General features: G+C 64.7%; 23 protein-coding genes. 9 read left to right on the top strand and 14 right to left on the bottom strand.

Going from position 1 to position 24,913, the window contains the following annotated elements:
* The coding region (locus I6F24_RS25300) for a DUF2235 domain-containing protein (RefSeq protein ID WP_225156512.1) at positions 1-1,315 on the bottom strand (1,315 nt) is incomplete at its 3' end.
* A 293-nt stretch (positions 1,316-1,608) separates the two neighbouring features.
* Here I6F24_RS25300 and I6F24_RS25305 point away from each other — a divergent pair.
* Positions 1,609-2,157, top strand: coding sequence for a hypothetical protein (locus I6F24_RS25305; protein WP_225156514.1), 549 nt, complete (start codon positions 1,609-1,611; stop codon positions 2,155-2,157).
* A 175-nt stretch (positions 2,158-2,332) separates the two neighbouring features.
* Here I6F24_RS25305 and ftsZ read toward each other — a convergent pair whose 3' ends face one another.
* The 3 genes from ftsZ to I6F24_RS37800 all read right to left on the bottom strand — a co-directional run bounded on the left by ftsZ (position 2,333) and on the right by I6F24_RS37800 (position 4,993).
* Entirely contained in the window at positions 2,333-3,589 is a 1,257-nt protein-coding gene (gene ftsZ / locus I6F24_RS25310; protein ID WP_225152028.1) for a cell division protein FtsZ, read from the bottom strand.
* Between the two features lie 52 nt (positions 3,590-3,641).
* Positions 3,642-4,154: a hypothetical protein gene (locus tag I6F24_RS25315; RefSeq protein WP_225152029.1), complete on the bottom strand. Its 513-nt coding sequence runs from the start codon at positions 4,152-4,154 to the stop codon at positions 3,642-3,644.
* Positions 4,155-4,786: 632 nt separating this feature from the next.
* Entirely contained in the window at positions 4,787-4,993 is a 207-nt protein-coding gene (locus tag I6F24_RS37800) for a DNA cytosine methyltransferase (RefSeq protein WP_225152030.1), read from the bottom strand.
* 163 nt (positions 4,994-5,156) lie between these two features.
* Between I6F24_RS37800 and I6F24_RS25330 the strand changes: the two genes are divergently transcribed.
* Positions 5,157-5,576, top strand: coding sequence for a very short patch repair endonuclease (locus tag I6F24_RS25330; protein ID WP_225152031.1), 420 nt, complete (start codon positions 5,157-5,159; stop codon positions 5,574-5,576).
* A gap of 118 nt (positions 5,577-5,694) precedes the next feature.
* Here the strand turns inward: I6F24_RS25330 and rpmB are convergent, their stop codons facing one another.
* A complete protein-coding gene (rpmB, locus tag I6F24_RS25335) occupies positions 5,695-6,003 on the bottom strand; it encodes a 50S ribosomal protein L28 (protein ID WP_036001998.1) in 309 nt (102 codons plus the stop codon).
* A 597-nt stretch (positions 6,004-6,600) separates the two neighbouring features.
* Here rpmB and I6F24_RS25340 point away from each other — a divergent pair.
* The 5 genes from I6F24_RS25340 to I6F24_RS25360 all read left to right on the top strand — a co-directional run bounded on the left by I6F24_RS25340 (position 6,601) and on the right by I6F24_RS25360 (position 13,495).
* The gene (locus I6F24_RS25340; protein WP_225141271.1) at positions 6,601-7,419 is read left to right on the top strand and encodes a DUF3108 domain-containing protein; all 819 of its coding nucleotides are present in this window, start codon (positions 6,601-6,603) and stop codon (positions 7,417-7,419) included.
* A 703-nt stretch (positions 7,420-8,122) separates the two neighbouring features.
* Positions 8,123-11,572, top strand: coding sequence for a helicase-related protein (locus tag I6F24_RS25345; RefSeq protein ID WP_225152032.1), 3,450 nt, complete (start codon positions 8,123-8,125; stop codon positions 11,570-11,572).
* A gap of 31 nt (positions 11,573-11,603) precedes the next feature.
* On the top strand, positions 11,604-11,855 hold the full coding sequence (locus I6F24_RS25350) for a S4 domain-containing protein (protein ID WP_074447665.1): 252 nt from the start codon (positions 11,604-11,606) through the stop codon (positions 11,853-11,855).
* 132 nt (positions 11,856-11,987) lie between these two features.
* The gene (fdxA, locus tag I6F24_RS25355; RefSeq protein ID WP_018643465.1) at positions 11,988-12,326 is read left to right on the top strand and encodes a ferredoxin FdxA; all 339 of its coding nucleotides are present in this window, start codon (positions 11,988-11,990) and stop codon (positions 12,324-12,326) included.
* Between the two features lie 344 nt (positions 12,327-12,670).
* Positions 12,671-13,495, top strand: a complete 825-nt coding sequence (locus I6F24_RS25360; protein ID WP_074447640.1) for a CarD family transcriptional regulator — start codon at positions 12,671-12,673, stop codon at positions 13,493-13,495.
* A gap of 84 nt (positions 13,496-13,579) precedes the next feature.
* Here the strand turns inward: I6F24_RS25360 and I6F24_RS25365 are convergent, their stop codons facing one another.
* Entirely contained in the window at positions 13,580-14,968 is a 1,389-nt protein-coding gene (locus I6F24_RS25365) for an adenylate/guanylate cyclase domain-containing protein (RefSeq protein ID WP_225152214.1), read from the bottom strand.
* A gap of 28 nt (positions 14,969-14,996) precedes the next feature.
* The gene (locus I6F24_RS25370; RefSeq protein WP_225152033.1) at positions 14,997-15,374 is read right to left on the bottom strand and encodes a helix-turn-helix domain-containing protein; all 378 of its coding nucleotides are present in this window, start codon (positions 15,372-15,374) and stop codon (positions 14,997-14,999) included.
* A gap of 108 nt (positions 15,375-15,482) precedes the next feature.
* On the opposite strand from I6F24_RS25370, the gene I6F24_RS25375 reads away from it, so the two are divergent.
* Positions 15,483-16,187 (top strand): glutathione S-transferase family protein, encoded by a 705-nt coding sequence (locus I6F24_RS25375; protein ID WP_225152216.1) that lies wholly within the window; start codon positions 15,483-15,485, stop codon positions 16,185-16,187.
* Between the two features lie 250 nt (positions 16,188-16,437).
* Here the strand turns inward: I6F24_RS25375 and I6F24_RS25380 are convergent, their stop codons facing one another.
* From I6F24_RS25380 to cyoA, 7 genes are read right to left on the bottom strand one after another with little or no spacing between them, the layout of a single operon-like run.
* Complete coding sequence (locus I6F24_RS25380) at positions 16,438-16,971, bottom strand: response regulator transcription factor (protein WP_057028497.1); 534 nt, start codon at positions 16,969-16,971, stop codon at positions 16,438-16,440.
* Complete coding sequence (locus I6F24_RS25385) at positions 16,961-18,364, bottom strand: ATP-binding protein (RefSeq protein ID WP_192893041.1); 1,404 nt, start codon at positions 18,362-18,364, stop codon at positions 16,961-16,963. Before I6F24_RS25385 ends, I6F24_RS25380 begins: the two co-directional genes overlap by 11 nt.
* A complete protein-coding gene (locus tag I6F24_RS25390) occupies positions 18,336-19,187 on the bottom strand; it encodes an SURF1 family protein (protein WP_225152034.1) in 852 nt (283 codons plus the stop codon). Before I6F24_RS25390 ends, I6F24_RS25385 begins: the two co-directional genes overlap by 29 nt.
* On the bottom strand, positions 19,184-19,564 hold the full coding sequence (gene cyoD, locus I6F24_RS25395; RefSeq protein ID WP_036001948.1) for a cytochrome o ubiquinol oxidase subunit IV: 381 nt from the start codon (positions 19,562-19,564) through the stop codon (positions 19,184-19,186). The genes I6F24_RS25390 and cyoD overlap by 4 nt, the downstream gene beginning before the upstream one ends.
* Positions 19,561-20,190 carry a cytochrome o ubiquinol oxidase subunit III gene (gene cyoC, locus I6F24_RS25400; RefSeq protein WP_225128420.1) on the bottom strand — a complete coding sequence of 210 codons (630 nt, stop codon included), beginning with the start codon at positions 20,188-20,190 and terminating at the stop codon, positions 19,561-19,563. Before cyoC ends, cyoD begins: the two co-directional genes overlap by 4 nt.
* On the bottom strand, positions 20,191-22,188 hold the full coding sequence (gene cyoB, locus I6F24_RS25405; RefSeq protein WP_109142142.1) for a cytochrome o ubiquinol oxidase subunit I: 1,998 nt from the start codon (positions 22,186-22,188) through the stop codon (positions 20,191-20,193).
* Positions 22,189-22,213: 25 nt separating this feature from the next.
* Positions 22,214-23,374 (bottom strand): ubiquinol oxidase subunit II, encoded by a 1,161-nt coding sequence (gene cyoA / locus I6F24_RS25410; RefSeq protein WP_225152035.1) that lies wholly within the window; start codon positions 23,372-23,374, stop codon positions 22,214-22,216.
* A 180-nt stretch (positions 23,375-23,554) separates the two neighbouring features.
* On the opposite strand from cyoA, the gene I6F24_RS25415 reads away from it, so the two are divergent.
* The gene (locus tag I6F24_RS25415; protein WP_225114900.1) at positions 23,555-24,883 is read left to right on the top strand and encodes an MFS transporter; all 1,329 of its coding nucleotides are present in this window, start codon (positions 23,555-23,557) and stop codon (positions 24,881-24,883) included.
* The last annotated feature ends 30 nt before the right edge of the window (positions 24,884-24,913 follow it).

Consider the following 24,913-nt stretch of genomic DNA (forward strand, 5'->3'; position numbering starts at 1 on the left):
CCTCCGCCCCCACATCCGCCCCCGGCGGCACCGGCATCGGCACCGTCACGTAATCCTTCGGCAGGTTCACCGGCCGGTAGCCCGGCTCCACCGCCATGCGCTTCAGCACACTCTCATGCACATGCGCGCCTTCGGGGATCAGGCGCGGCTCGCCATCGGGGATGTAGAAGCCGAAATAGACTTTCCGCGCCGGCCATTCCCTGTACTTCGCGCGCTTCGGCAAGAACTCCAGCAGGCGCCAGGCCGCCGTCATGGAATCGTGCAGCATGCCGCTCTTGCCGGTAAAAGCGGGCTCGACGTAGGTGAACGGCGAGTTCTTGCGCTGGACGCCCCAGGCGAGCTGGTTCACCGTGCGCGGGTTGAACTTCAGCCCGGCCTTCTCGGCCTCGTCGATCATCCAGAGCAGCGGATATTTGGACTGCCCGCTCTCGGCCTCCGGATAGCCGCCGCCGACGTCGCAATGCACGCCGGCGAACCACACCTGCATGATGTCTTGCGGCACCTTCTTCTCGTCAGGCACGTAGCGGTTGCTCCAGAACTCCTGCGGCTCCGCGTAGGGCTTCAGGCGGAACATGCGCCGCCGCTCGTCGATCGCGATCGCCTGCCGGAAGATCCTGATGCTGGGATCGCGCAGCGTGAAGGCGAGCTCCTCCAGGCTCGGCCAGTAGAAGCGATCGGCGCGCGGCACGATCACGCTCGCCACCGTGTCCCAGACGCCGACGAAATGAATGGTCGGCCAGCGCGTTGAGGTGATGCGCGCGAACTGCGCGGCGAGGTCGAATTCGTCCTTCGGCAGCGGCCCGCTCTCGTCAAACACGATGTTCTTGATATCCTCGACGTCGTTGCCGCGCCCGCTGCCGGAATATTGCTTGTAGGCGATGAGGCCGCTGCCGGCGAGGTTCGCCTGCTCCGGCGAGATCAGGCCGATCTTGTGGATCAGCCCCGCCAGCACGCGAACCGTGTACGCCCCGCGCGAGAAGCCGAACAGATAGATCCTGTCGCCGGGCGCGTAATGCTGAACCAGGAAGCAATAGGATGACAGCACGTTGTCATCGAGCCCGTAGCCGGTGGCGAGCCCCCACACCAGCTTGATGTTGGCCTTCCAGCGCCCCCACGTCGACGGCTCCGTCATGGTGCCGACCCCGGGATCGTAAAACACCATCTGCCTGGGCTGCGTCTTGTCCGTCTTGCGCAGGCAGCGATAGAGCTTCAGGACGTTGGAGATGTTCTCGCTGATCTCGTTGCCGGTGCCGTCACAGCAGATGACGAGGTTTTTGCCGGCGGGCTTGTGGTCGGCGGTGGCTGCGGACTCCATGGGATGCGCCTCCGAGGGATGCTACCCGGGCGAGTATAGCGGAAAATGGATGGCAGCGAGGAGGCGACGTCGCCGGCACCCGGTCCCATGGCCGAAGGCTGTGTTGACATTAACCTCTTGTTAACCATGCGGTTGCCTAATGTCGACGATGGGGGATCACCATGTCGGCCCATGTGACGCGACGGAAGTTGATGCCTGTTTCAGCCGATCCGGCCATCCGGTTGGTCGCGAGGCTCGCGGTTCGCGCCAAGGCCGTCCTACAGGGCAGAACGCCTGTCCTATGGAGTAAAGCCATGTTCGCAAGGGACGATTTAGTGGACAATCTCAGCCGCGATCTCGATCGCGCGCGCGGCAGACGCGATGCGCTCGCATCCGAAGCCACGACCCTGACGGCCCAAATCGCCGAAATTGAAGCCCGCCTTTCGGAGGAGAAGAAAAGGCGGGAGCGTGAGCGCGTCCTGAGCGAGATCGAACTGATCAAGACGCGAATCAAGCAAGCCGCCGGAGCGTTTGCACCTGTCGTGGACGGTCTCTCCAGGGCGGTCGAATCGGCTGCGGCCGTTGTGCCCGAGGCGCGCGAGCTCAATAGTTTCCTGGTGTCGGTGGCGACCGAGGTCGACAGCGTGCTCGATCCCCTGTTGCGTGAACTGGATCAGCGCGCGGATGCAGTGCGATCCGGCCACGCGGCGCTGGACTTGCCGAGTTCGGCCGTTGAAGCCCCGCCCATCGAGCTGCCGAAGGACACCAACGAACGCCTGCTTCGCTTTCCGGCCTGGCTGTCCCGCGACAAGGAAACGGACAAGAAGGAAACCGCCGAGAGCCCGCGCAGCACGGCGGCGTGAAGCATCGGCGGCTGGGCTCTACTCCGTCATTCCGGGGCGCGCCTCTTGGCGCGGGCCCGGAATCCATACTCACGATGGTGGTTATGGATCCCGGGCTCGCGACTTCGTCGCGCCCCGGGATGACGAGCCGTCGTTGGGCTCGCTGGTCGTCCGATCCGCAGCCCGGCTCGACCACTCAGCTCGCCGCGCGGCGCAGGAAGGCCGGAATATCGAGAACGGCCTCGTCGGGCGCATTGCGTGCAGGCGCGCGGCCGTAAGCATGGAGCGGTTGAAGCGCCGCCTGCCGCGCATGGTCCAGGCCCGGCCTTGCCGGTGGCCCCACGGGGTGGTGCGGCTGCGGGCGCAGCGGCGGGCTTCCCACGTGCGGAAGGACGGCGCTGCGCTCGATGCGATCGGCGATGCGGCGGCCGTCGTTGCGCAGCCTGCCGGCGAGCTGGGTGAGGGCGGTTTCCACTGGTAGCGCCTGCGCCGGATCGAGATTATCGATACCCGTCGCCACCACCGAGACGCGGACGATGCCTTCGAGGCTTTCGTCAAAGGACGCACCGACGATGATGTTGGCGTCCGGGTCGGCCTCGTCGCGAATGCGGGTCGCCGCTTCGTCGACCTCGTACAGCATGAGATCCTTGCCGCCGGTGATGGAGATGATGAGGCCACTGGCGCGCTTGATCGAGGGATTCTCGATCAGCGGATTGGAAATCGCGGCGACGGCGGCGGCGAGCACGCGCTTCTCGCCGGAAGCCTCGCCCCGTCCCATCATGGCCTTGCCCTTCTCCTTCATAACGGAGAGGACGTCGGCGAAATCGAGATTGATCAGGCCCTCCTTGACGATGAGGTCGCTGATGCAGGCCACGCCCGAATAAAGCACCTGGTCGGCAAGGGCGAAGGCATCGGCGAACGTGGTCTTCTCGCTGGCCACCCGGAACAGGTTCTGGTTCGGGATGATCAAGAGGGTGTCGACCGTCTTCAGCAGCTCCTCGATGCCGGCTTCGGCAAAGCGCATGCGGCGCTGGCCCTCGAAGTAGAACGGCTTGGTGACCACGCCGATGGTGAGAATGCCGAGCTCGCGCGCGATTCTGGCCACGACGGGTGCAGCCCCGGTGCCGGTGCCGCCGCCCATGCCGGCCGTCACGAACACCATGTGCGCGCCGGTCAATTGCTCGCGGATCGTGTCGATCGCCTCTTCGGCTGCGGCGCGTCCCAGTTCCGGCTGCGAGCCGGCGCCGAGCCCTGCGGTCACCTTCGTGCCGAGCTGGATGAGGCGCTTCGCCTTCGACATCGCCAGCGCCTGCGCGTCGGTGTTGGCGACCACGAACTCGACCCCCTGCAGCCCGGCCGCGATCATGTTGTTGACGGCATTGCCGCCGGCGCCGCCGACGCCGAACACGACGATGCGGGCCTTCATTTCATGGATATCGGTATTGCCAGTCATTCTTCCCTCGCGATTGCTCCGGCAAGCCGGGGACTAAAGAAGGTTCTGAGTCCTACCTGCGGGCCGCGCGGTCTGCTTGCACGATGAAGGCGGCCAGATGTCCCAACCGACGCGCCGCGTATCCCGCGATCGAGCCGCCAGGGCGGCGATCGCTCCGCAGCGCCGCCACTTCGTCTTCCAGTCGTGCCGCCCATGCGTTGGCGGCCGTCGTCTCGGCGGCCGCCTGCGTCAGCTCGACGGCGAGGCGATCGGCGCGCTCGCGCTCGCGCTCGAACACGGCCCTGTAGGCGGTTGCGACGGATTCGAGCCGCGCGATCTCCGCCTTGAAGACCTCGGTCTTGACGGCCTCGATCCTGGCCAGGGAGGTCGCGATGGGATCTGCCCGGCGGGCTCGTCGCGGGCGCGGCGTGTAGCGGAGAGCGGCGAGATCGACGCTCACCACCGCCTTGCCGTCCCCCGACCGCGAGCGCGGCAACCGCCGACGCCGCGCCAGCGCCCGCGCGGCCTCGCGCGAGACATTGAGGCGGGCACCGAGATCGGCATACGTCAACAACTCAACGCACATCGGCGCTTCTCCTGGAGCGAACCGGGAAGGCATTTCGAGCTAATGATGGCTGGACGATTACCGCAGGCTAGGGTGCGTTGGTTAATGGACGGTTAACGGGCGCGGGGGGTGTTTACGGGTGGGTCGCCGTGCCGGCCGCCGGAGACGTAGGGGCACCAGCTGTCGCGGCTGCGTCTTGTCGGTCTTGCGCAGTCAGCGATGGAGCTTCAGGACGTTGGGGATGGTTTCCGAGATCTTGTTGCCGGTGCCGTCACAGCAGATGACGAGGTTCTTGCCGGCGGGCTTGTGGTCGGAATTGGCCGCGGTCTCCATGGGATGCGCCTCCGGGGGATGCTACCGAGGCGAGTATAGCGGAAAGCCAGACTCTCGTCAGCTATCGTCCGTAACCCTTTAAGCAGAATACAACTTCCGATACTCGTCGCAATCGTACCGAGCTGGTTCAAGTAGCTGACACATCGACTCAATCATTTCCTTTCGTATCTCATGTTGCGAAGTTAGGTACTCGTCTACGTCAACCAAATTTCCAATTCGCTTCAGGGCCTTCGTGGCGAGCTCACACTCGTCGAATTGAACTGGAGGGACGGCTGCGAGGTTTGCGGGATCTTTGGTGAGCGTGTGGGTTGGATTGAACTTTATCGCGATCGAAACCATGCACCTCGAAAATTACGCTTATGCGTTTCAATCGCTGCTGGGGAGATATCAAACGCGGCACTAAGTTTGAAACCGGCCGACTTAAATCCATGATCGAGACCGCCGGCGCCGGAGAAGAGACTCACTATCTTTGGAAGCTGGTTCGTCTTGCGCTTGGAACTGGATCGTTGCTGCTGGGCCTTCGTCATCACTCTTTATCTAGTCGGTAAGGTCGCTTGCGAGTGCTTGCGGCTTGTCACTGCAACCGAGGGTATACACAGAGGGGCGTTGCGTCCAATTGTTACTAAGTATAGTAAAAAACCTATTAAGTTTCAGAGAGTTGAAGGCAGGGAAGAGGCTCGGTCGGCGGAGATGGATACGATAACGGCGAATCGGCGTAGCGCGAATATGGCGGCGATCCGCTCGAAAAACACACGTCCCGAGATCGCCGTTCGCCGTTTCCTATTCGCCGCTGGCCTACGGTTTCGGCTGCACGCGAAGACCCTTCCAGGAAGGCCCGACATCATTTTCGGATCGCGGCGGGTTGTGATTTTCGTTCACGGCTGCTTTTGGCATGGGTGCACCAAGTGCGTAGATGGAACACGCAGGGTGAAGTCGAATTCGAAATATTGGGTCGAAAAGGTTCGGGGAAACCGATTGCGCGACGCTAGGCATAAAAGAGCATTACGCGCGGAGGGATGGAGATGTTTGACAATCTGGGAATGTGAAGTGGCGAAGCCACGTAAGTTGCGCCAACTTCTTGATGCTGTTCTCTCTCATCCGAGAGTGTAGTCGCTCGCTCGCCAAAAACAAAAACGGCCGGATCTTCCGATCCGGCCGCTACTCGAACTCTACTCGGCTAAGCCTACGCCACGCGACGCAACTTAGCCCCCGCCCTAAATCAAAAATCTCAGCTCGCCTGCTTGGCCGGCTGGGTGTCGCCGACCTTCTTCTGGATGGCGCGCTTCAGCTCGACTGCGCGCGGGGAGAGCGCGTCGGTGTTGGCCTTGAGCAGGTAGGCATCGAGGCCCCCATTGTGGTCGACGCTCTTGATCGCGTTGGTGGAGACGCGCAGGCGCACGTTGCGGCCCAGGGCTTCCGAGATGAACGTCACGTTGACGAGGTTCGGCAGGAAGCGGCGCTTGGTCTTGATGTTGGAGTGGCTGACCTTGTGGCCGACGAGGGGGCCCTTGGCCGTCAGTTCGCAGCGGCGAGACATGGCATAAATCCTTTAGTTCGAACCCCCAACGAGTGCGGCCGCCATTTCGGCGCCACGGGGGCAAATTCTTTCGTCCTTGCAGGGAGCGGGCGGACGTATAGGGGGGAAGGCGCCTTGCGTCAAGGCGACGGGCCGTTTTTGGCCCGTCGTCGCGGGGCGGGCAGAGCCCGAACCCGGGATCTCGTGCGCCCCAGCCTCGGTGTCATCGCCCGGCTTGACCGGGCGATCCAGTACGCCGCGGCGGCGCGGCTGACCAGAAGCGCTGCGGCGTACTGGATGCCCCGGTCAAGCCGGGGCATGACGGCGGAGGGTGGGGAGCGGTGGGAACGCCCCCCGTTACCGCTCGATCACCAAAACGGCAATGATTGTCGCGCCTTACCATCACATAAAGGGCGTATTCGCCGTCGAAGAGTCCGGTGGAGTTCCCGGGGCTGCATGCCCCGACACATTGTTTGCCGCCGGTTTTGGCTTAAGTAACAGCACATCGCGCTCTGATTGGATTGTTTCGTGCCGACAACGCTTCATTTCGCGCAAGACCTGCGCTCAGCCTGTCTGTGTCGGGGCGTCCGCTTGGACGTCCCCTTGGCCGGCCGGCTGATGGCGCTTTGTGGCCTGGCGGTGGTGCTGGGCCTGGCGTCCGGCGCGGCGCCGGCGGCGGCGCAAGGCAAGCTCGAGGCGCAATATGAGGCGACGCTGGCGGGCATTCCCGTCGGCAAGGGCGCCTGGAACATCGATATCCAGGACGACGTGTTCTCGGCGGCGGCCGCCGGCGGCACCACCGGGCTTTTGAAGTCGTTCACGGGCGGGTCCGGCACCGGCGCCAGCCAGGGGCGCGTCGTTGGTGGCGCGCTGGTTGCGACCGGCTACCAGGCCTCCACCACCACCCAGAAGAAGACCGAAGAGATCCGCATCACCCTCGACAAGGGCAATGTGAAGGATTTTGCCATCCTGCCGGAGCCGCCGGTCGATCCTGATCGCATCGTCGTCACCGAGGCGCATCGCCGCGGCGTGTGGGACCCCATGACGGCCTCGCTGCTGCGCGTGCCCGGCACCGGTGATCCCGTTTCGCAGGACGCCTGCCACAGCTCCGCGCCGGTGTTCGACGGCCGCATGCGCTACGAGCTCAAGCTCGATTTCAAGCGCATGGAGACCGTGAAGGCGGAGAAGGGGTACAAGGGCCCGGTCGTGGTCTGCGCGATCTATTTCGTGCCGATCGCCGGCTACATCCCCGACCGCCCGGTGATCAAATACCTCGCCGCCCAGCGCAACATGGAGATCGCGTTCGCCCCCATCGCCGGCACGCGCATCCTGGTCCCGTTCTGGCTGAAAGTGCCGACCCCGCTCGGCCCCGCCATGCTGGAAGCCACGAGCTTCATCACGTCGCCCCAGCCGCCGAGGGTCGCCAAGACGCAGTAGGCAAGGAGGCCGCACCGCTCTCTCCGACGTCATTCCGGGGCGCGCCCCTCGGCGCGAACCCGGAATCCATCGGGCTCCAGGGATGGTTTCACGATGGATTCCGGGCTCGCGACTGCGTCGCGCCCCGGAATGACGAGCGTTCGGTGGCGCCCTAGCAATATCAACGACTTACCTACTGTGCATGGGGTTGTTTTCGCACTCTTCGTTTGACCAACCCCCGCCGCAGGGAATCCATTTGACTCCTCCCCGATTCTGATTCGACTCGCCGCCATCCCCAGCTTTAACCACCCCGGTCGCTTGTGCGCCCTCGCAAAACTCCATCTAGTGCGCAACCAAGACGAGTCCCGCGACATGTTGCGTGAACGGAACGGGACTCACAGGGGAGTCAGCGATTCGGCCGCGATTCGTTCTAGAGTCGTTCCGAAGCTTAAAGCGAACGGGAAAAGCGTCGCAAAGTGAGACAGTTGCGCGGGATTTGGGGCGGGCGTTTTCACGCCCGCGGTGTGCCACTCACCCTGAGGAGGCCGCGCAAGCGGCCGTCTCGAAGGGCGAGGGGCTTGGCTTGCCCAGCAGCACCAGCCGGGCCTTCATCCTTCGAGACGCGCTGACGCGCTCCTCAGGATGAGGAACGAAGAGCCAGCCCCCTCACCGCCCCATCCAGCACTGACATTCGCCCAAATCGCCATTACCTAATCCCACAGACATGGCTTTTTCCTCCTCCCCCTTCGCCTCCGAGCGCGCACCCGGCGCGGGCGTCACTGCGGTGCTCGGTCCGACCAACACCGGCAAGACCCATCTCGCCATCGAGCGGATGCTGGCGCATCCCTCGGGCATGATCGGCCTGCCGCTGCGCCTGCTCGCGCGCGAGGTCTACAACAAGATCGCCGCCAGAGCCGGCGAGGCCAGCGTCGCGCTCGTCACCGGCGAGGAGAAGATCAAGCCGAAGAACCCGCGCTATTGGGTCTCGACCGTCGAGGCGATGCCGCGCGATATCGACGTCTCCTTCCTCGCCGTCGACGAGGTCCAGATCGCCGCCGATCTCGAGCGCGGCCACGTCTTCACCGACCGCATCCTCAACCGCCGCGGCCGCGACGAGACGCTGTTGTTGGGCGCCGCCACCATGCGCCCGATCATCGAGCGCCTGTTGCCTGGTGTCTCCATGATCACGCGGCCCAGATTGTCGCAGCTCGAATTCGCCGGCGACCGCAAGATCACGCGCCAGCCGCGCCGCACCGCCATCGTCGCGTTCTCGGCCGATGAAGTCTATGCGATCGCCGAGCTGATCCGCCGCCAGCATGGCGGCGCCGCCGTGGTGCTGGGCTCGCTGTCGCCCCGCACACGAAACGCGCAAGTGGCGATGTTCCAGAACGGCGACGTCGATTATCTCGTCGCCACCGACGCCGTCGGCATGGGCCTCAATCTCGACGTCGATCACGTCGCCTTCGCCTCCGACCGCAAGTTCGACGGCTACCAGTTCCGCCGCCTCACGCCGTCCGAATTCGCGCAGATCGCGGGCCGCGCCGGCCGCGCCACCCGCAACGGCACCTTCGGCACCACGGGCCGCTGCGCGCCGTTCGAGCCCGAGCTCGTCAACGCGCTGCAGAACCACACCTTCGATGCCGTGAAGGTGCTGCAATGGCGCAATTCGAAGCTCGATTTCTCCTCGCTCGGCGCGCTCCAGGTCTCGCTGAACCTCGCCCCCGGCCACGAGACGCTGACGCGCGCGCCGATCGCCGAGGACATGCGCGTGCTCGATCACGCCGCCCGCGACGGCGAGGTGCGCGATATCGCGCATGGCAAGGCTGCCGTGGAGCGGCTCTGGGAAGCCTGCCAGGTCCCGGACTACAGAAAGCTGTCGCCGGCCGCCCATGCCGAGCTGGTGACGACGCTGTACGGCTTCCTGATGCGCAAGGGCTGCATTCCCGATGCCTGGTTCGAGTCCCAGGTCACCCAGGCCGACCGCATCGACGGCGACATCGACACGCTCTCGGCCCGAATCGCCCAGATCCGCACCTGGACCTTCGTCGCCAACCGCCCGGACTGGCTGAAAGACCCGGAACGCTGGCAGGGGATCGCGCGGGAGGTCGAAAATAAATTATCGGATGCGCTCCATGAACGCTTGACTGAGCGTTTCGTTGATCGCCGGACCAGTGTATTGATGCGCCGCCTGCGGGAGAACACGAGCTTGAATACTGAAATCGGCAAGACCGGCGAAGTCATCGTCGAAGGCCATGTCATCGGCCGCCTCGATGGCTTCACCTTTGCACCGGATGCGGCGGAAGCCGGCTCCGATGCGAAAGCCTTGCAGGCTGCAGCGCAAGCGGTGCTCGCCGGCGAGATCAACGCGCGCGCCGAAAAGCTGGGCAATGCGCCGGACGAGCAGTTCGTGCTCACCTCCGAAGGCATCATCCGCTGGACCGGCGACGCCGTTGCGCGCCTCGCCGCCGCAGACGAGGCGCTGCATCCGCGTATCCGCATCATCTCGGACGAGCGCCTGACCGGCGCGCCCCGCGACAAGGTGCAGGCGCGGCTCGAGCTCTGGCTCAAGACGCACATCGAAAAGCTGCTCGGGCCGATGTTCGAGCTGTCGAAGGCCGAGGACGTCACCGGCATTGCCCGCGGCATCGCCTATCAGCTGGTCGAGGCGCTCGGCGTGCTCGAGCGTCCGAAGATCGCCAGCGAGCTGAAGGATCTCGACCAGCCCTCGCGCGCCGTGTTGCGCAAATACGGCGTCCGCTTCGGCGCCTATCACATCTATTTCCCCGGCCTGCTCAAGCCCGCCGCGCGTGCGCTCGCCGCACTGCTCTGGGCGCTGAAGCAGGACAATGTCGATCTCTCCGCGCTCTCGGGCGCGCAGCATCTGGCCTCCTCGGGCCGTACCTCGTTCCCGGTCGACAAGGCGCTGCCGCGCGATGCCTATCGCGTGCTCGGCTACAAGCAGGCCGGCGAGCGCGCCGTGCGCGTCGACATCCTGGAGCGCCTTGCCGACTTGATCCGCCCGGCGCTGGCCTGGCGCGAGAATTCGCCGGGCGAAAAGCCCGCCGGCGCGTTCGATGGCCGCAGCTTCGTGGTGACGCAGGCGATGACCTCGCTCACCGGATCTGCCGGCGAGGATTTCGCCTCCGTGCTGCGCGCGCTGGGCTATCGCATGGAGAAGCGCCCGCCGCTGCCGCCGAAGCCTGTCGTGACCGAGCCCGTCGCGACCGAGCAGGTCGTGACCGAGACCGTCGCGGCCGAGACGCCGCCCGTTGAAGGCAGCGTAGAGACCTCGACCGAGACTGCAGCCGAGGCCGTTGCCGGCCTGCCGGCTGAGGCCACGGCCGCTGATGCTACGGCCGAATCCGTCACGGTCGAAGACGCCCCCGGCATGGAGCCGCACGACGAGCCCGCTCCTGAGGAGGCTCACAAGGAGCCGGCGCTGGAAGCCTCTCCGGAAGCGCCCGTCACGCCCGAGGACGCCCCCGGCATCGCGCCGCCCGCAGAAGAGTCTGCGACGCCCGCCGAGGCTGCCGGCCTCGAAGCCGCTGCGGCCGAGACCGCCGCGACGGAAGCTGCTGCATCCCCCGATGCTGCTGCGCCTGTTGAAGCCGCTGCCGCACCCGCCGAGCCCGAGCTGGTCGAGGTCTGGCGCCCCGCCGGCCGTCACGAGGATCGCAAGCCGCGCCACGAGCGCCACCGCCATCAGCGTCACCACAACCAGCGTCGTCCGCAGGCCGGCGCTGAGGCCAGCGCTGCACCCGATGCAGCGAGTGCTGCGCCCGGCGAAGCCGCCGACGGCGCGAAGCCGGGCCATCGTCATGGCGGCGGCCATCGCCGCGATGGCGGCCGCGACTTCCGCAAGCTGCGTGAAGGCGGCGAGGGCGGTGAGCGCCGCGACGACCGCAATCGCAGCTTCCAGGGCAAGGGAGACCGCGACAAGGATCGCGATCGCAATCGCGACAACAAGAAGTTCGGCGGAGATCGCGACAAGGGCCGCGACAATCGCGGCCGCGACCGCGACAAGGGCCGCGACCGCCGTGATCGCGAGTCGGGTCCCTCGCTGCGTCCCTACGCCTCGAGCGCGAACCCGCGCGAGCGCGATCGTCCGATCGATCCGAACTCGCCCTTCGCCAAGCTCGCCGCGCTGAAAGAGCAGCTGGGGCGGAAGGAGTAATCCCACGACGACGACGACCGAGCGGCAGCGCATCGACAAATGGCTGTGGCACGCGCGCGTGGTGAAGGCGCGCACCTCCGCGGCCGAGCTCGTCGTCACCGGCCATGTCCGCGTCAACGGCGTGCGCGAGACATCGCCGGGCCATGCCATTAAGCTTGGCGACGTCCTCACCATCGCGCTCGATCGCACCGTGCGCGTGCTGAAGGTCACCGCCTTCAACGAGCGCCGTGGCGATGCCGCCTCGGCTCGCGTGCTCTATGAGGAGCTCGGCACGCGCAATTAATTGCGCTTTGCATTCATTTCTTGATCGATCAAACACACAAAGCCGTCATGATCGGGCCTTCCCGACCTTGCGGCGCCCGGCCATCCGCGCTAGGCAAGCCGCGACTTCTAAAAGAGCTTTTCGGAGCGTTGGATGACTTACGTCGTCACTGAAAACTGCATCAAGTGCAAGTACACCGACTGCGTCGAGGTCTGCCCGGTCGATTGCTTCTACGAGGGCGACAACATGCTCGTCATCCATCCCGACGAGTGCATCGATTGCGGCGTGTGCGAGCCGGAATGCCCCGCCGACGCCATCAAGCCGGACACGGAACCGGGCCTCGAAAAGTGGCTCCAGGTCAACGCCGACTACGCCAAGAGCTGGCCGAACATCACCCAGAAGAAAGAATCACCTGCCGACGCCAAGGAATTCGACGGTATGGAAGGCAAGTTCGAGAAATATTTTTCTCCGAACCCCGGCTCTGGGGACTAATTCGCGCCCAAACTTAACCCTAATAGCGGCGCTGCCGCCGAAAACCAGCCCTCAAGACCCCTAAATCATTGATTTTTGCGGGAAATGTGCTATATTGGGCACATTAAGCCGAACCCCGTCAGCCCCGTTGGCCCCTCTGGGTTCCCGTGAAACCAAATGTCGAACAGGGGCGTGGCAGTTTCCGCGCGCAGGCTGTGTCACAGAAAACGCGTAAAAAGAGTACTTCAGCGAGGGCTTCCCATAAGGAGGCCAAAAAAGTCGCCGCGGCCAGCCGTAGCGCATCCAAGGGTCGGACCGCGACGAAGGCGCCGGCTGCAAAGTCCTCGAAGAACAAAAGAAGCGCAATGCCTAACAAGACTGCCAAACCGGCCGCGAAAGCGACCGCTGCCAAGCCTGCTGCCGCCAAGCCTTTGAATGTCAAGCCTGTGACTGCCAAGGCCCCCGCTGCCAAGCCCGCCGCGACGAAGGCCCCTGTTGCCGTTGCGCCCGCCAAGGCTCCCGTCGCCGCCAAGCCGGCTGCCAAGCCCGCGGCTGCGCCGAAGGTCGAGGAAAAGAAGGTCGTGACCCAGCGTCAGGGCTTCAAGGCCAACGAATTCGTGGTCTATCCCGCTCACGGCGTCGGCCAGATCCTGGCCATCGAGGAGCAGGAGATCGCCGGTGCGAAGCTCGAGCTGTTCGTCATCAACTTCATCAAGGACAAGATGACGCTGCGCGTGCCGACCGCCAAGGTCGCCAATGTCGGCATGCGCAAGCTGTCCGATCCGGCGCTGGTCAAGAAGGCGCTGGAAACGCTCAAGGGCCGCGCCCGCGTCAAGCGCACCATGTGGTCGCGCCGCGCCCAGGAATACGAAGCGAAGATCAATTCGGGCGACATCGTCGCGATCGCGGAAGTCGTGCGCGACCTCTATCGCTCGGAATCGCAGCCCGAGCAGTCCTACTCGGAACGCCAGCTCTATGAAGCGGCGCTCGACCGCCTGTCCCGCGAGATCGCGGTGGTGCAGCACTCGACCGAGACCGAAGCGGTCAAGGAGATCGAGGCGCAGCTCGCCAAGAGCCCGCGCCGCAATGCCAAGGCGGAAGCTGCCGAGGGCGAAGCTGACACGGATGCCGAGGGTGATACCGACGATACCGATGGCGACGACAGCACCGTCGCCGACGAGGCCGCGTAAGCCGGCACCGAACGCAAGCAATCAAAAGCCCGGCCGTTTGGCCGGGCTTTTTGTTTGGCTTCCTGAGGCCGCGGGAGCTCGGCTCTACGCGCCGCGCGGCTGGGTCCAGATCGCGATCGGCTGCTGAATGCCGCGGACCGCCCGCGCCTCTCGCGCTTCCAATGTCTGAAACGTTGTGGCTGCACCGCCCAGCTCGGCCTTCGCCTGGCTGACGAGATCGTCACTTGCCACTAGCGCGCAGCCCAAGGTGCGGGTCAAGGCCTCGAGACGGCTTGCCACGTTGACGGTCGCGCCGATCACGGCAAATTCCAGACAGGTCTGCCCGAGGTCGCCGAGCACCACCGGCCCATAATGCAAGCCAAAGCTCACATGCAGCTTTGGCTCGCCTGACGCTGCCCGCTGATCGTTCCAACTCTCCGCCGCCGCGATCATCGCCTGGGCACATCGCAGCGCGTTGCTGGCGTCGTGCTCGCCGGCAAAGGGCGTTCCGAACGTCGCCATCAATCCATCCCCGAGATATTTGTCGAGCGTGCCGCTATGGCGGAAAACCTCCTGCTCCATCAATCCGTGGAATTCCCGCAACGTCCGCACAACCTCCTGCGGCGATCGTCCATCGGCAAAGGCCGTGAAGCCGACGATGTCGACGAACAGCACCGCGACGTGTTGCGTGCGCACCTGCTTCAACGGCTCGTCCTGTTTCGACAATTCCGCCACGACATTCGGTGAAAAGTAGCGCGCGAGGTTGCCGCGCTCGCGCTCCACCGCGGCATGCCGGATCAAGAGGACGTTGCTGCGGCGGACCGCGAGCGCCAAGGTCACGGCCACGATCATGAATACGACGATCTCCTGGACGCGAACGTGGAACACGATCTCGCTCGGCGAGATCATCGCAAACAAGCGCTCATCGTTGCCTGTCGCGGCCGCGATGCGGGCCGTCAGCGCAGGATCGCGATCGGGTTGCCACCAGACCCAGGCTATGCCGACAATCCAGAGCGCAGCTGTCCAGATGCCGACCGCAATGACGGTCCGCCAAGTATAGGCCAAAGTGGCGCCTGCGAGCAGGACGAAGAAATAGATGAAGTTGCCGGAATGGTACTGCATCGCGACCGGCCAGTGCGAGGCTCCGAACGGATTGGGAACCACGATGAGGCAGGTCAGCAGCGCCAGGTCGCAGAACAGGAGTGCCAATTCCGGCCGTGACAGGCCGACCCGCCCAACCCGGACCTGGGCCCAGCCGATCAGTGCGAACAAGCCGAGCAGCGCCACGTAGTAGAGCTGCTCCCAGGCGGGGTTGATCACCATGATCAGGCAGCCAATGACGACGAGGGCGACATAGCGCGCCCGCACTGCGAGTTGCAGGCCCTCCCGCTTGGCGGACGTCAGCGCGGCCTGTGCGAACTGAACTGTTTCGGCATCGCGCTCGCTCGGCGCGGGCGAATGCGCAGCCGGCAGGTTGAAGCGCTCGACGAGCATTGTCACGGCAGTCTCCTCGCTTGGGCCTTCAGCCGCTGGTTCGCTGCGCCCTTGCCGAGACGCTGATTTCGTTCCGGCGGCCTTCTCCGTCAGCCGCCGCCGCAACCGACGTCCACCAGCCCCCCAAAGCATCGATCAAGGGCACGAGCGCGTGACCGGCGGAGGTCAGATCGTACTCCACGCGCAGCGGATATCCGCCGAATTCGGTGCGGCTGACGATGCCGGCGTCCTCCAGCTTGCGAAGCTCGAGCGCGAGCATCCTGTGTGAGATGGTCGGATTATCGCGGCGCAAGTCGCTGAAGCGCTTGGTGCCCTGCTTCAGATAGTAGATCAGCAGAGTCGGCCAGCGACCGCTCAGAATCTGCATCACTTCCTCGATGGGACATCTCGACACGAGATCCTTCATCGGCGCCTCCAGGTTACAAAAAAGTTCGTAATTTACTTGATGCGGCGAGCGGCTAGGGTCGCATCACCGCTGCGCAGCGTGATCATCAGAAATCACGGAGAATGGATCATGGACCCAATTCTACTCTACGGCTTCCCGAAGGGAAGCTCCATGGGGCTCGTTGCGGCTCTCGAATGGCTGGGCAAGCCATATCGGCTGTGTCGGGTCGATATGTTGGGCGAGATGCGAAACCCGTCATACGCCCGTATCAATCCGCGACACGAGACGCCGGTCTTCATCACCGAGCAGGGCGAGGTGCTGACGGAAACGATGGCGATCGCGGCCTGGCTAGAGGCCAGGGATGTCGAACGGCGCATCAGCTTCGATCCGCTGTCACGGCAAGCCGATCGCATGCATCAGCTCATGGCGTTCGTGAATACCGGTTTCACCGCCGCCTTCGCGCCGCTGTGGGCCGCATTGGAAGCCGAAGCCATGGAGCCTGCCGCGAAGTCGGTCCTGCGCGCCTTTGGTACAGCAAGGGTCATCGAGCGTCATGACAAGCTCGAAGCGATGATCGAAGCGCAACAATTCCTGCTCGGGGAGCGGCCGACCCTCGCCGACGCCATGCTTGTCGGCGTCGCGCGCTGGCTCGACTTCCACGCGGTTGCGGAGAAGAGCCGCTGGCCGAAGCTGGCAGCGCTGCGAGCTCGCCTCGAAGCCGATCCCGCGGTCCTCTACGCCACCGCTCTGGAGGACGGCGACTCGCATCGGGGAACGGGATCGTGCACCGGCCACGTCGCGTTGACCGAATTGATCGCGCAGTTCGGCAAATAGGCAAGCAGGAGGAGCCTCGACGCGCTTCCCCCACGTGACCGAGGGCTATCGTATATGACTTGTGGAGGCGGCCGGTGCGCACGCCTCGTGCTTCGAGACGGCGCTGACGCGCCTCCTCAGGGTGAGGCTCATCAGCATCAGTGCTCGTTGAAAACTGCTTCCGCGCACTCTGCCTCATCCTGAGAGCCCGCCCAAAGCGGGCGTCTCGAAGGATGGACCGCAGGGAATGCTATCAAATGCGATAGCGCTCCTACTTCACCGGGCGCTTCTCGAGCTTCCTCGCCAGCGTCCGCCGGTGCATGCCCAGCCGGCGGGCCGCTTCCGAGATGTTGAAGTCGGTCTCGATCAAGGTCTGGTGGATGCGTTCCCATTCCAACGTCTTGATCGAGGTCGGCCGCGAATCGAGCGCGACCTCGGCGTTGCCTTCGGCCTTGTGGAAGGCGGCCTCGATGTCGTCGGTGTTCGACGGCTTTGCCAGATAGTGACAGGCCCCCAACTTGATCGCCTCGACCGCGGTGGAGATGCTGGCAAAGCCGGTCAGCACCACGATCAGCATGTCCGGGTCATGCGTGTGCAGGAGCTCGACGCAGGCAAGGCCCGAGGCGCCGCCGAGCTTGAGGTCGACCACGGCATGACCGAAAGAGCGTTCCTCCAGCACCTGGCGCACCTCCTCGATCGAGGCGGCGAGTACCACCTCGTAGCCGCGGCGCTCGAACGAGCGCTTCAGCGTGCGGGCAAAACCCGCATCGTCCTCGACGACGATCAGCGAACGGTCAGGCGTCAAAATTCCCTCCGATCGCCAATGTTGCGAGCGGCAGCGTGAGGCGCACCGTGGCGCCGCGCTTCCTGTGGTTCTTGGCGCTCACGGTGCCCCCCAATTTGCGCACGACGTTCACCACCAGGAACAGGCCGAGCCCGCCGCCGGCACGACCCTTGCTCGACTGGTAGGGCTTCCCCAGCTGCGCCAGCATCTCCGGCGCAAAGCCCGGGCCGCGGTCGGAGATCGACAGCACGAGATTGTCGCCCTCGCGCTCGGCGACGAGCTCGACCCACTCGCGCGAGACCTCATAGGCGTTATCGAGCACGTTGAAGATCACCTGCTTCAGCGCGACGTCGGAGACGATTGCGACGTCCTCGCCGAAGGTGTTGACGAAGTAGAGCGTGCGGGCGGAGCGCGCATTGCGCCATTCGTCGACCAGCGCGGTGACGAAGGCCGTCACCGTCGTCGGTGAGGAGCCTTCGCCGCGCGCTTCGCCCGCCGACACCAGGATGCCTGTCACGATCGACTTGCAGCGCTGCAACGAGGTTTCCATCTCCGCGAGGTCCTCGGCAAGCTCCTGATCGGCGGCAAGATCGGGCATGCGGCGCCAGTCGCTGAGGATTACCGAGAGCGAGGCGAGCGGCGTGCCGAGCTCATGCGCCGCACCGGAGGCGAGCAGGCCCATGCGCACGATATGGTCCTGTTCGGCGGCATGCTGGCGCAGCGCCGCCAGATGCGCGTCGCGCTCGCGCAAATTCCTGTTGATGCGGGTGACGAACACGACGAGCAGCACGGCGTTGAGCACGAAGCCCAGGAGCATGCCTGTTACGGTGAGCGTATAGGTCTCGCTCAACGGATTGGGCGGCAGATCGAGCGGCCGGTAGGCCAATGTCAGCCAGACGAAGCTGGCGCAGGTCAGCGCCACCAGCGACCAGGTCGATCGGGCATCGAGCAGCACCGCACCGAGCGTCACCTGGAGCAGGAACAGCGAGGTGAAGGGATTGGTGGCGCCGCCGGAGAGATAGAGCTGCGCGGTCAGCGCGGCGACGTCCAGTATCAAGGCGACCAACAGCTCGTTGTTGGTGATCGCAGCGCGATGGCGCACCCAGACCAGGCTGGAGACGTTGAGCAGCACCAGCGCGCCGATCACCGCGCCCATCCGCTCCAGCGGCAGGGGGATGTCGAGGCCGAAATGCACGGCACCGATGGTCACGATCTGGCCGACCACCGCGGTCCAGCGCAGCTGGATCAGCAGCGCCATGTTCTTGCGGTTGGTCTCGTCCTCGGTCGGCATGGTGCCGATCAGCTCGCTGCGCGCGTCGGCCTGCGATTGCAGCGTGACGGCTTGCCCGTCACGCCCAAGCGTCTGGGAAAGCGTCTTCCCGTCGTCAGGTCGGCTCGACGATCGTTCCAGCATCTGATCCCGTCCTGCGGGCGACGGCATCCGAGCCGCCGGCCTTGTCGTGGACGAAGCGCTTGCGACGGAACAGCCCGCCGCCGAATATGACGAAAAGTCTGCCGGCCAGCATGAAAGCCAGGGCAAACCACGTCAGCGCGTAGATCAGGTGGTTATTGGGAAAGCGGATCACGGTCAATCCGCCGATTGGGCCGCCGGCGATTTGTGATCCGGCGTCGGCGTCCACGAAGAAGGGCGCGACCTCGCGAAGGCCGCGCGCCGCCGCAATGGCGGCGACGTCCCGCGAGTACCAGCGGTTGTGCTGGGGCACGTTGGTCCGCAAGAAGCCGCCCTTCGGCTCGGTGATGCGCAGGAGGCCGGTGATCTCGACCCGACCTTGCGGATTGCCGTCCCGGCGCGTCGATGCGTCGCGGCGCTCGGACGGCACGAAGCCGCGATTGATCAGGACCAGCATGCCGTCGTCGCGCGCAAGCGGCGTCAGCACCCAATAGCCGGGGCCTTCCTCGGTGACGGCCTGAACCAGCGTCTCGCTCTCATGCAGGAAGCGCCCGCTGAGGCTGACGTGCCTGTATTCGTCATTTGCGGCGCTAACGGTGGACCACGCCGCGGGCGAGGGGATCGGCTGAGCCGGCGCGTGGACGCGCTGCTCGATCCGGTCGATCAGCGCCAGCTTCCAGGCGCGGCGCTCGATCTGCCAGACGCCAAGCGCGATCAGAAGCACGAAAGCAATGAGCGAGAGGACCGTGAGCCACAAGGACGGCGACCGCGCAGCCTTGCTGCGCGCATCTCCGTCCTCACCCGTCACGGTCCCGGTTTCGCTCACTTCATGCCGCTCATCTGGTGCATCGGCATCATGTTGCTGTTGAGGTGGCTCATCACCCACAGCGAACCCGACAGTGCGATCACCACCATCACGATGGTGAAGATCAGCGCCATCATGGTCCAGCCGTTCTCGGAGGTCGTGTTCATGTGCAGGAAGTAGACCATGTGCACGACGATCTGCACGATTGCGAAGGCCATGATCACCAGCGCGGTGATCTGCTTGCTCGGCAGCGCGCCGCTCATCACCAGCCAGAACGGGATCGCGGTGAGCACGACCGAGAGCACGAAGCCGAGCATGTAGCCCGAGAACGTGCTGTGGGCGTGGCCGCCCTCGTGGTGATGGTCGTGCGCGCCGGCTGCGTGGGTATCGGTGCTCATCGCAGAACTCCCAGGAGATAGACGAAGGTGAAGACGCCGATCCAGACCACGTCGAGGAAGTGCCAGAACATCGACAGGCACATCAGGCGGCGGCGGTTGGCCTCGATCAGGCCGAACTTTCCGACCTGCACCATCAGCGTCACCAGCCAGATCAGGCCGCAGGTGACGTGAAGGCCGTGGGTGCCGACCAGGGTGAAGAAGGCGGAGAGGAAGGCGCTGCGCTGCGGCGTGGCGCCCTCGTGGATCATGTGGGCGAACTCGAAGAGCTCGATGCCGATGAAGGCGAGGCCGAACAGGCCGGTGATCGCGAGCCAGACCTGCGTCTGCGCGACCTTGTTCTGCTGCATCGTCAGCATGGCGAAGCCGTACGTGATCGAGGACAGCAGCAGCATGGACGTGTTCACCGCGACCAGGTTCAGGTCGAACAGGTCCTTCGGCGCGGGGCCGGCGGCGTAATTGCCGCCGAGCACGCCGTAGGTGGCGAACAGGATCGCAAAGATGAGACAGTCGCTCATCAGATAGATCCAGAAGCCGAGCGAGGTGCTCCAGCCTTCCGGATGCGGATGCTCGTCGGCGAGGTAGAAGACCGGTTCGCCGGTCTGCGAGGGATGAACAGCGGCAGTCATTTACTTGGCTCCGGCGAGCAGCTTGGTGCGCGCGTCCTCGGTCCGGATGACGTCGTCAGCCGGAATGTCGAAGTCGCGGTGATAGTTGAAGGTGTGGCCGATCCCGACGGCGAGCATCGCGATGAAGCTCAGGGCGGCGAGCCACCACATGTACCAGACGAGAGCAAAGCCCATCGCGGTGGCGAAGCCGGCGAGGATGATGCCGGTGCCGGTGCTGCTGGGCATGTGGATCGGCTTGAACCCGGTGAGCGGACGCTGATAGCCGCGCCGCTTCATGTCCCACCACGCGTCATTGTCGTGAACGACCGGGGTGAAGGCGAAGTTGTAGTCCGGCGGCGGCGAGGACGTCGCCCATTCCAGCGTGCGCGCGTCCCAGGGATCGCCGGTGACGTCCTTGAGCTGCTCGCGCTTGAGCAGGCTGACCGCGAACTGCATCAGCATCGCGAGGATGCCGATGAAGACGAACACGGCACCGATTGCGGCGATGACGAACCAGATCTGCAACGACGGATCGTCGAACACGCGCAGGCGGCGGGTCACGCCCATCAGGCCGAGCACGTAGAGCGGCATGAAGGCCAGGTAGAAGCCCGTGACCCAGAACCAGAACGACATCTTGCCCCAGAACGGATCGAGCTTGAAGCCGAACGCCTTCGGGAACCAGTAGTTGATGCCGGCGAACGCGCCGAACACCACGCCGCCGATGATCACGTTGTGGAAGTGCGCGATCAGGAACAGGCTGTTGTGCAGCACGAAGTCGGCCGGCGGCACCGCGAGCAGAACGCCGGTCATACCGCCGATCACGAAGGTCAGCATGAAGGCGATGGTCCACATCATCGGCAGCTCGTAGCGGATGCGGCCGCGATACATCGTGAACAGCCAGTTGAACATCTTCGCGCCCGTCGGGATCGAGATGATCATCGTGGTGATGCCGAAGAACGAGTTGACGCTGGCACCCGAGCCCATCGTGAAGAAGTGGTGCAGCCAGACCAGGTAGGACAGGATGGTGATGACCACAGTGGCGTAGACCATCGAGGTGTAGCCGAACAGCCGCTTGCCCGAGAAGGTCGAGGTGACCTCGGAGAAGATGCCGAAGGCCGGGAGAACCAGGATGTAGACTTCGGGGTGGCCCCAGATCCAGATCAGGTTCACGTACATCATCGGGCTGCCGCCGAAATCGTTGGTGAAGAAGTTGGTGCCGACGTAGCGGTCGAGCGACAGCAGCGCGAGCACCACGGTCAGGACCGGGAAGGAGGCGACGATCAGCACGTTGGTGCAGAGCGAGGTCCAGGTGAACACCGGCATCTTCATCATGGTCATGCCGGGGCAGCGCAGCTTGACGATGGTGCAGATCAGGTTGATGCCGGATAGCGTCGTGCCGACGCCGGCGACCTGCAGCGCCCAGATGTAATAGTCGACGCCGACATCGGGACTGTAGCCGATGTTCGACAGCGGCGGGTAAGCCAGCCAGCCGGTGCGGGCGAATTCGCCGATGAACAGCGAGGCCATCACCAGCACCGCGCCGCCGACCGTCATCCAGAAGCTGAAATTGTTCAGGAACGGGAACGAGACGTCGCGCGCGCCGATCTGCAGCGGCACGACATAGTTCATCAGGCCGGTGACCAGCGGCATCGCCACGAAGAAGATCATGATCACGCCGTGGGCGGTGAAGATCTGGTCGTAGTGATGGGCGTTGAGATAGCCTTCGGAGCCGTTGAACGCGAGCATCTGCTGGCCGCGCATCATCAGCGCGTCGGCAAAGCCGCGCAGCAGCATCACGATGCCGAGGATCATGTACATGATGCCGATGCGCTTGTGGTCCACCGTGGTGAACCATTCGCGCCAGAGATAGCCCCAGAGGCGGAAATAGGTGAGGCCGCCGAGCAGCGCGGCGCCGCCGAGCGCGACCACTACGAAGGTGCCGACGACGATCGGCTCGTGCAGCGGCAGCGATTCGAGGCCGAGCCGGCCGAAGATGAGCTTGAGAAGATCAGGAGACATGCGCGTTCTCTTTAGGAATCTGACTTCAGGAATCGGACTTGGGACGCTGTCCGAGGAAGAAGGACGAGGACTTCAGCGGCGTGAACGACGGCCGCTTCAGGCCGGCACCCAGGAGCGGCGCGAAATCGGTCGGAGCCTTGATCGAGGCGGTGGTCTGCCCCTGCGGCGCATCCGGCGTGCAGGTGCCGGCGACGAAGGTCGGCTCGGGTCCGAGCACCGTGCCGCGGCGGGCATACTTGTCGTAGGCGAGTGGCAGGGTGTTGTTCAGGCCCTGATGGCCGTTGCCGCCCTTGGCGTCGATCGCCATCATCTCGCTCTGACACATCTTGCCGGTCTCGACGCACATGTTGAGGATCAGGCGGTAGAGATCGGCATCGACGGTGCCCCAGCGCCGCACCGGCTCGTTCTGGCTGGGCTTCTCCAGCTGGAGATATTCGGCGCGGCCGAGCGAGCCGCCGGCCGACTTGGCGCTGGCGATCCAGGCGTCAAAACCCTTGTCGTCGAGCCCCTTGAAGTTGAAGTGCATGCCGGAGAAGCCGGCGCCGCTATAGTTCGCCGAAAAACCCTTGTAGGTGCCGGCGTGGTTGACGACGGCGTGGAGCTTGGTCTCCATGCCCGGCATCGCATAGATCTGGCCGGCGAGCGCGGGGATGTAGAACGAGTTCATCACCGAGGACGCAGTGATGCGGAAGGTGATCGGGCGATCGACCGGAGCTGCGAGCTCATTGACGGTGGCGATGCCGTAGTCCGGGTAGATGAAGAGCCACTTCCAGTCGAGCGCGACGACGTCGACCTCGAGCGGGGCCTTGGACTTGTCCACGGCGCGCTCGGCATGAATGCGGCCGAGGGTGCGATAGGGATCGAGCAGATGCGTGCCCATCCAGGTCAGCGCGCCCAGGCAAATGATGATGAGAAGCGGCGCCGACCAGATCACCAGCTCGAGCTTGGTCGAGTGATCCCAGTCCGGCTCGTAGCGGGCCTCGGTGTTGGACTGGCGGTAGCGCCAGGCGAACAGCACCGTCAGCGCCATCACGGGCACGACGATCAGCAGCATCAGGACGGTGGAGATGATGACGAGGTCGCGCTGTTGCGCGGCGATATCGCCGGCTGGCGCCAGCACGACATAGTCGCAGCCGCTGAGCGCAGCAGCCAGAGGTAGTAGCGCCAGGATCTTGAGACGAGACACGGGCCGAGCCTTATGAGAATGAGTTTCCTTTGGGGGCCAAGGGGTAGCTGCGGCGCAACAATGGGGACATTGGACAATTTGTCCAATGTTGCAGTGCGGGAGGTTGGGCCAGATAGGGCCAGATTGCCTGGGCCCCGCCGGGCGGTCGGCTTTGGTTTTCAGGACGTTAAGGGCGCACGAATGGCGACGGCACAGACCCCCGCAATGGCAAACCTCCACACGGGCGAGCACGGCCACGACCAGGCCAGTCCCGGCGAGATCGCCATCGGCGTCATCATCGGCCGTACCTCGGAATTCTTCGACTTCTTCGTCTTCGCGATCGCCTCGGTGATCGTGTTTCCGCGTCTGGTTTTTCCGTTCGCGAGCGAGCTGACCGGGACCCTCTATTCCTTCATGGTCTTCGCGCTGGCCTTCATGGCCCGTCCGATCGGCACCGTCATTTTCATGACGATCGACCGGGAATACGGCAAGACGGCCAAGCTGATCTCGGCGCTATTCCTGCTCGGCACCGCCACCGTCGCGCTCGCGTTCCTGCCCGGATATCAGGAGATCGGCGTCGCCGCGATCTGGCTGCTGGCGCTGGCGCGCATCGCGCAGGGTCTGGCCTGGGGCGGCGCCTGGGACGGCATGGCTTCGCTGCTGGCGCTGAATGCGCCGGCCTCCCAGCGCGGCTGGTATGCGATGGTGCCGCAGCTCGGCGCGCCGCTCGGGCTGATCGTGGCGAGCGCGCTGTTCGCCTATTTCGCCGGCCTCCTCTCGGCCGATGATTTCTTCGACTGGGGCTGGCGCTATCCGTTCTTCGTCGCCTTCGCCATCAATGTCGTCGCGCTGTTCGCGCGCCTGCGCATGGTGACGACGGAAGAATACGCCACGCTGTTCGAGACCCGTGAACTCCAGCCGGCGCGGATCTCAGAGACGGTCGCGCGCGAAGGCCAGACCATCATGCTAGGGGCCTTCGCGCCGCTGGCGAGCTTCGCGCTGTTTCACATGGTCACGGTGTTCCCGCTGTCCTGGGTGTTCCTGTTCACCCACGAAAGCCCGGTGCGCTTTTTGATCATCGAGATCGTCGCCGCCGTGTTCGGCGTCGCCGCGATCGTGGCCTCCGGCATCATTGCCGACCGCGTCGGCCGCAAGTCGCTGCTGATGGGATCGGCGATCGCGATCGCGATCTACAGCGGCTTCGCGCCGCAGCTGCTCGACGCCGGCGCGTTCGGCGAGACCATCTACATGGTGATCGGCTTCATCCTGCTCGGCCTGTCATTCGGCCAGTCGTCGGGCGCGATCGCCTCGAATTTCCGGCAGGCCTATCGCTACACGGCGTCGGCGCTGACCTCCGACATGGCCTGGCTGTTCGGCGCCGGCTTCGCCCCGCTGGTCGCGCTGCTGCTCGCCACCAATCTCGGCGTCATCGCCTCGGGTGCGTATCTGTTGTCCGGCGCGTTCTGGACCCTGCTCGCGCTCTGGCTCAGCGGCCAGCGCGAGGCGGGGGATATGGACGCAGGGCGCTGATCACGCAGCGCATGCAGGGGTGGGCAACGG

This window comes from Bradyrhizobium sp. BRP23 (assembly GCF_020194135.1).
GTDB lineage: Bacteria > Pseudomonadota > Alphaproteobacteria > Rhizobiales > Xanthobacteraceae > Bradyrhizobium > Bradyrhizobium yuanmingense.

Bases quoted from the DNA above. Each gene is read 5' to 3' on its own strand.
- I6F24_RS25305 (WP_225156514.1), top strand. From the start codon at position 1,609: ATGTTCGCAAGGGACGATTTAGTGGACAATCTCAGCCGCGATCTCGAT.
- ftsZ (WP_225152028.1), bottom strand. From the start codon at position 3,589: ATGACTGGCAATACCGATATCCATGAAATGAAGGCCCGCATCGTCGTG.
- I6F24_RS25315 (WP_225152029.1), bottom strand. From the start codon at position 4,154: ATGTGCGTTGAGTTGTTGACGTATGCCGATCTCGGTGCCCGCCTCAAT.
- I6F24_RS37800 (WP_225152030.1), bottom strand. From the start codon at position 4,993: ATGACGAAGGCCCAGCAGCAACGATCCAGTTCCAAGCGCAAGACGAAC.
- I6F24_RS25330 (WP_225152031.1), top strand. From the start codon at position 5,157: ATGGATACGATAACGGCGAATCGGCGTAGCGCGAATATGGCGGCGATC.
- rpmB (WP_036001998.1), bottom strand. From the start codon at position 6,003: ATGTCTCGCCGCTGCGAACTGACGGCCAAGGGCCCCCTCGTCGGCCAC.
- I6F24_RS25340 (WP_225141271.1), top strand. From the start codon at position 6,601: ATGGCGCTTTGTGGCCTGGCGGTGGTGCTGGGCCTGGCGTCCGGCGCG.
- I6F24_RS25345 (WP_225152032.1), top strand. From the start codon at position 8,123: ATGGCTTTTTCCTCCTCCCCCTTCGCCTCCGAGCGCGCACCCGGCGCG.
- fdxA (WP_018643465.1), top strand. From the start codon at position 11,988: ATGACTTACGTCGTCACTGAAAACTGCATCAAGTGCAAGTACACCGAC.
- I6F24_RS25360 (WP_074447640.1), top strand. From the start codon at position 12,671: ATGCCTAACAAGACTGCCAAACCGGCCGCGAAAGCGACCGCTGCCAAG.
- I6F24_RS25365 (WP_225152214.1), bottom strand. From the start codon at position 14,968: ATGCTCGTCGAGCGCTTCAACCTGCCGGCTGCGCATTCGCCCGCGCCG.
- I6F24_RS25370 (WP_225152033.1), bottom strand. From the start codon at position 15,374: ATGAAGGATCTCGTGTCGAGATGTCCCATCGAGGAAGTGATGCAGATT.
- I6F24_RS25375 (WP_225152216.1), top strand. From the start codon at position 15,483: ATGGACCCAATTCTACTCTACGGCTTCCCGAAGGGAAGCTCCATGGGG.
- I6F24_RS25385 (WP_192893041.1), bottom strand. From the start codon at position 18,364: ATGCTGGAACGATCGTCGAGCCGACCTGACGACGGGAAGACGCTTTCC.
- cyoD (WP_036001948.1), bottom strand. From the start codon at position 19,564: ATGAGCACCGATACCCACGCAGCCGGCGCGCACGACCATCACCACGAG.
- cyoC (WP_225128420.1), bottom strand. From the start codon at position 20,190: ATGACTGCCGCTGTTCATCCCTCGCAGACCGGCGAACCGGTCTTCTAC.
- cyoB (WP_109142142.1), bottom strand. From the start codon at position 22,188: ATGTCTCCTGATCTTCTCAAGCTCATCTTCGGCCGGCTCGGCCTCGAA.
- I6F24_RS25415 (WP_225114900.1), top strand. From the start codon at position 23,555: ATGGCGACGGCACAGACCCCCGCAATGGCAAACCTCCACACGGGCGAG.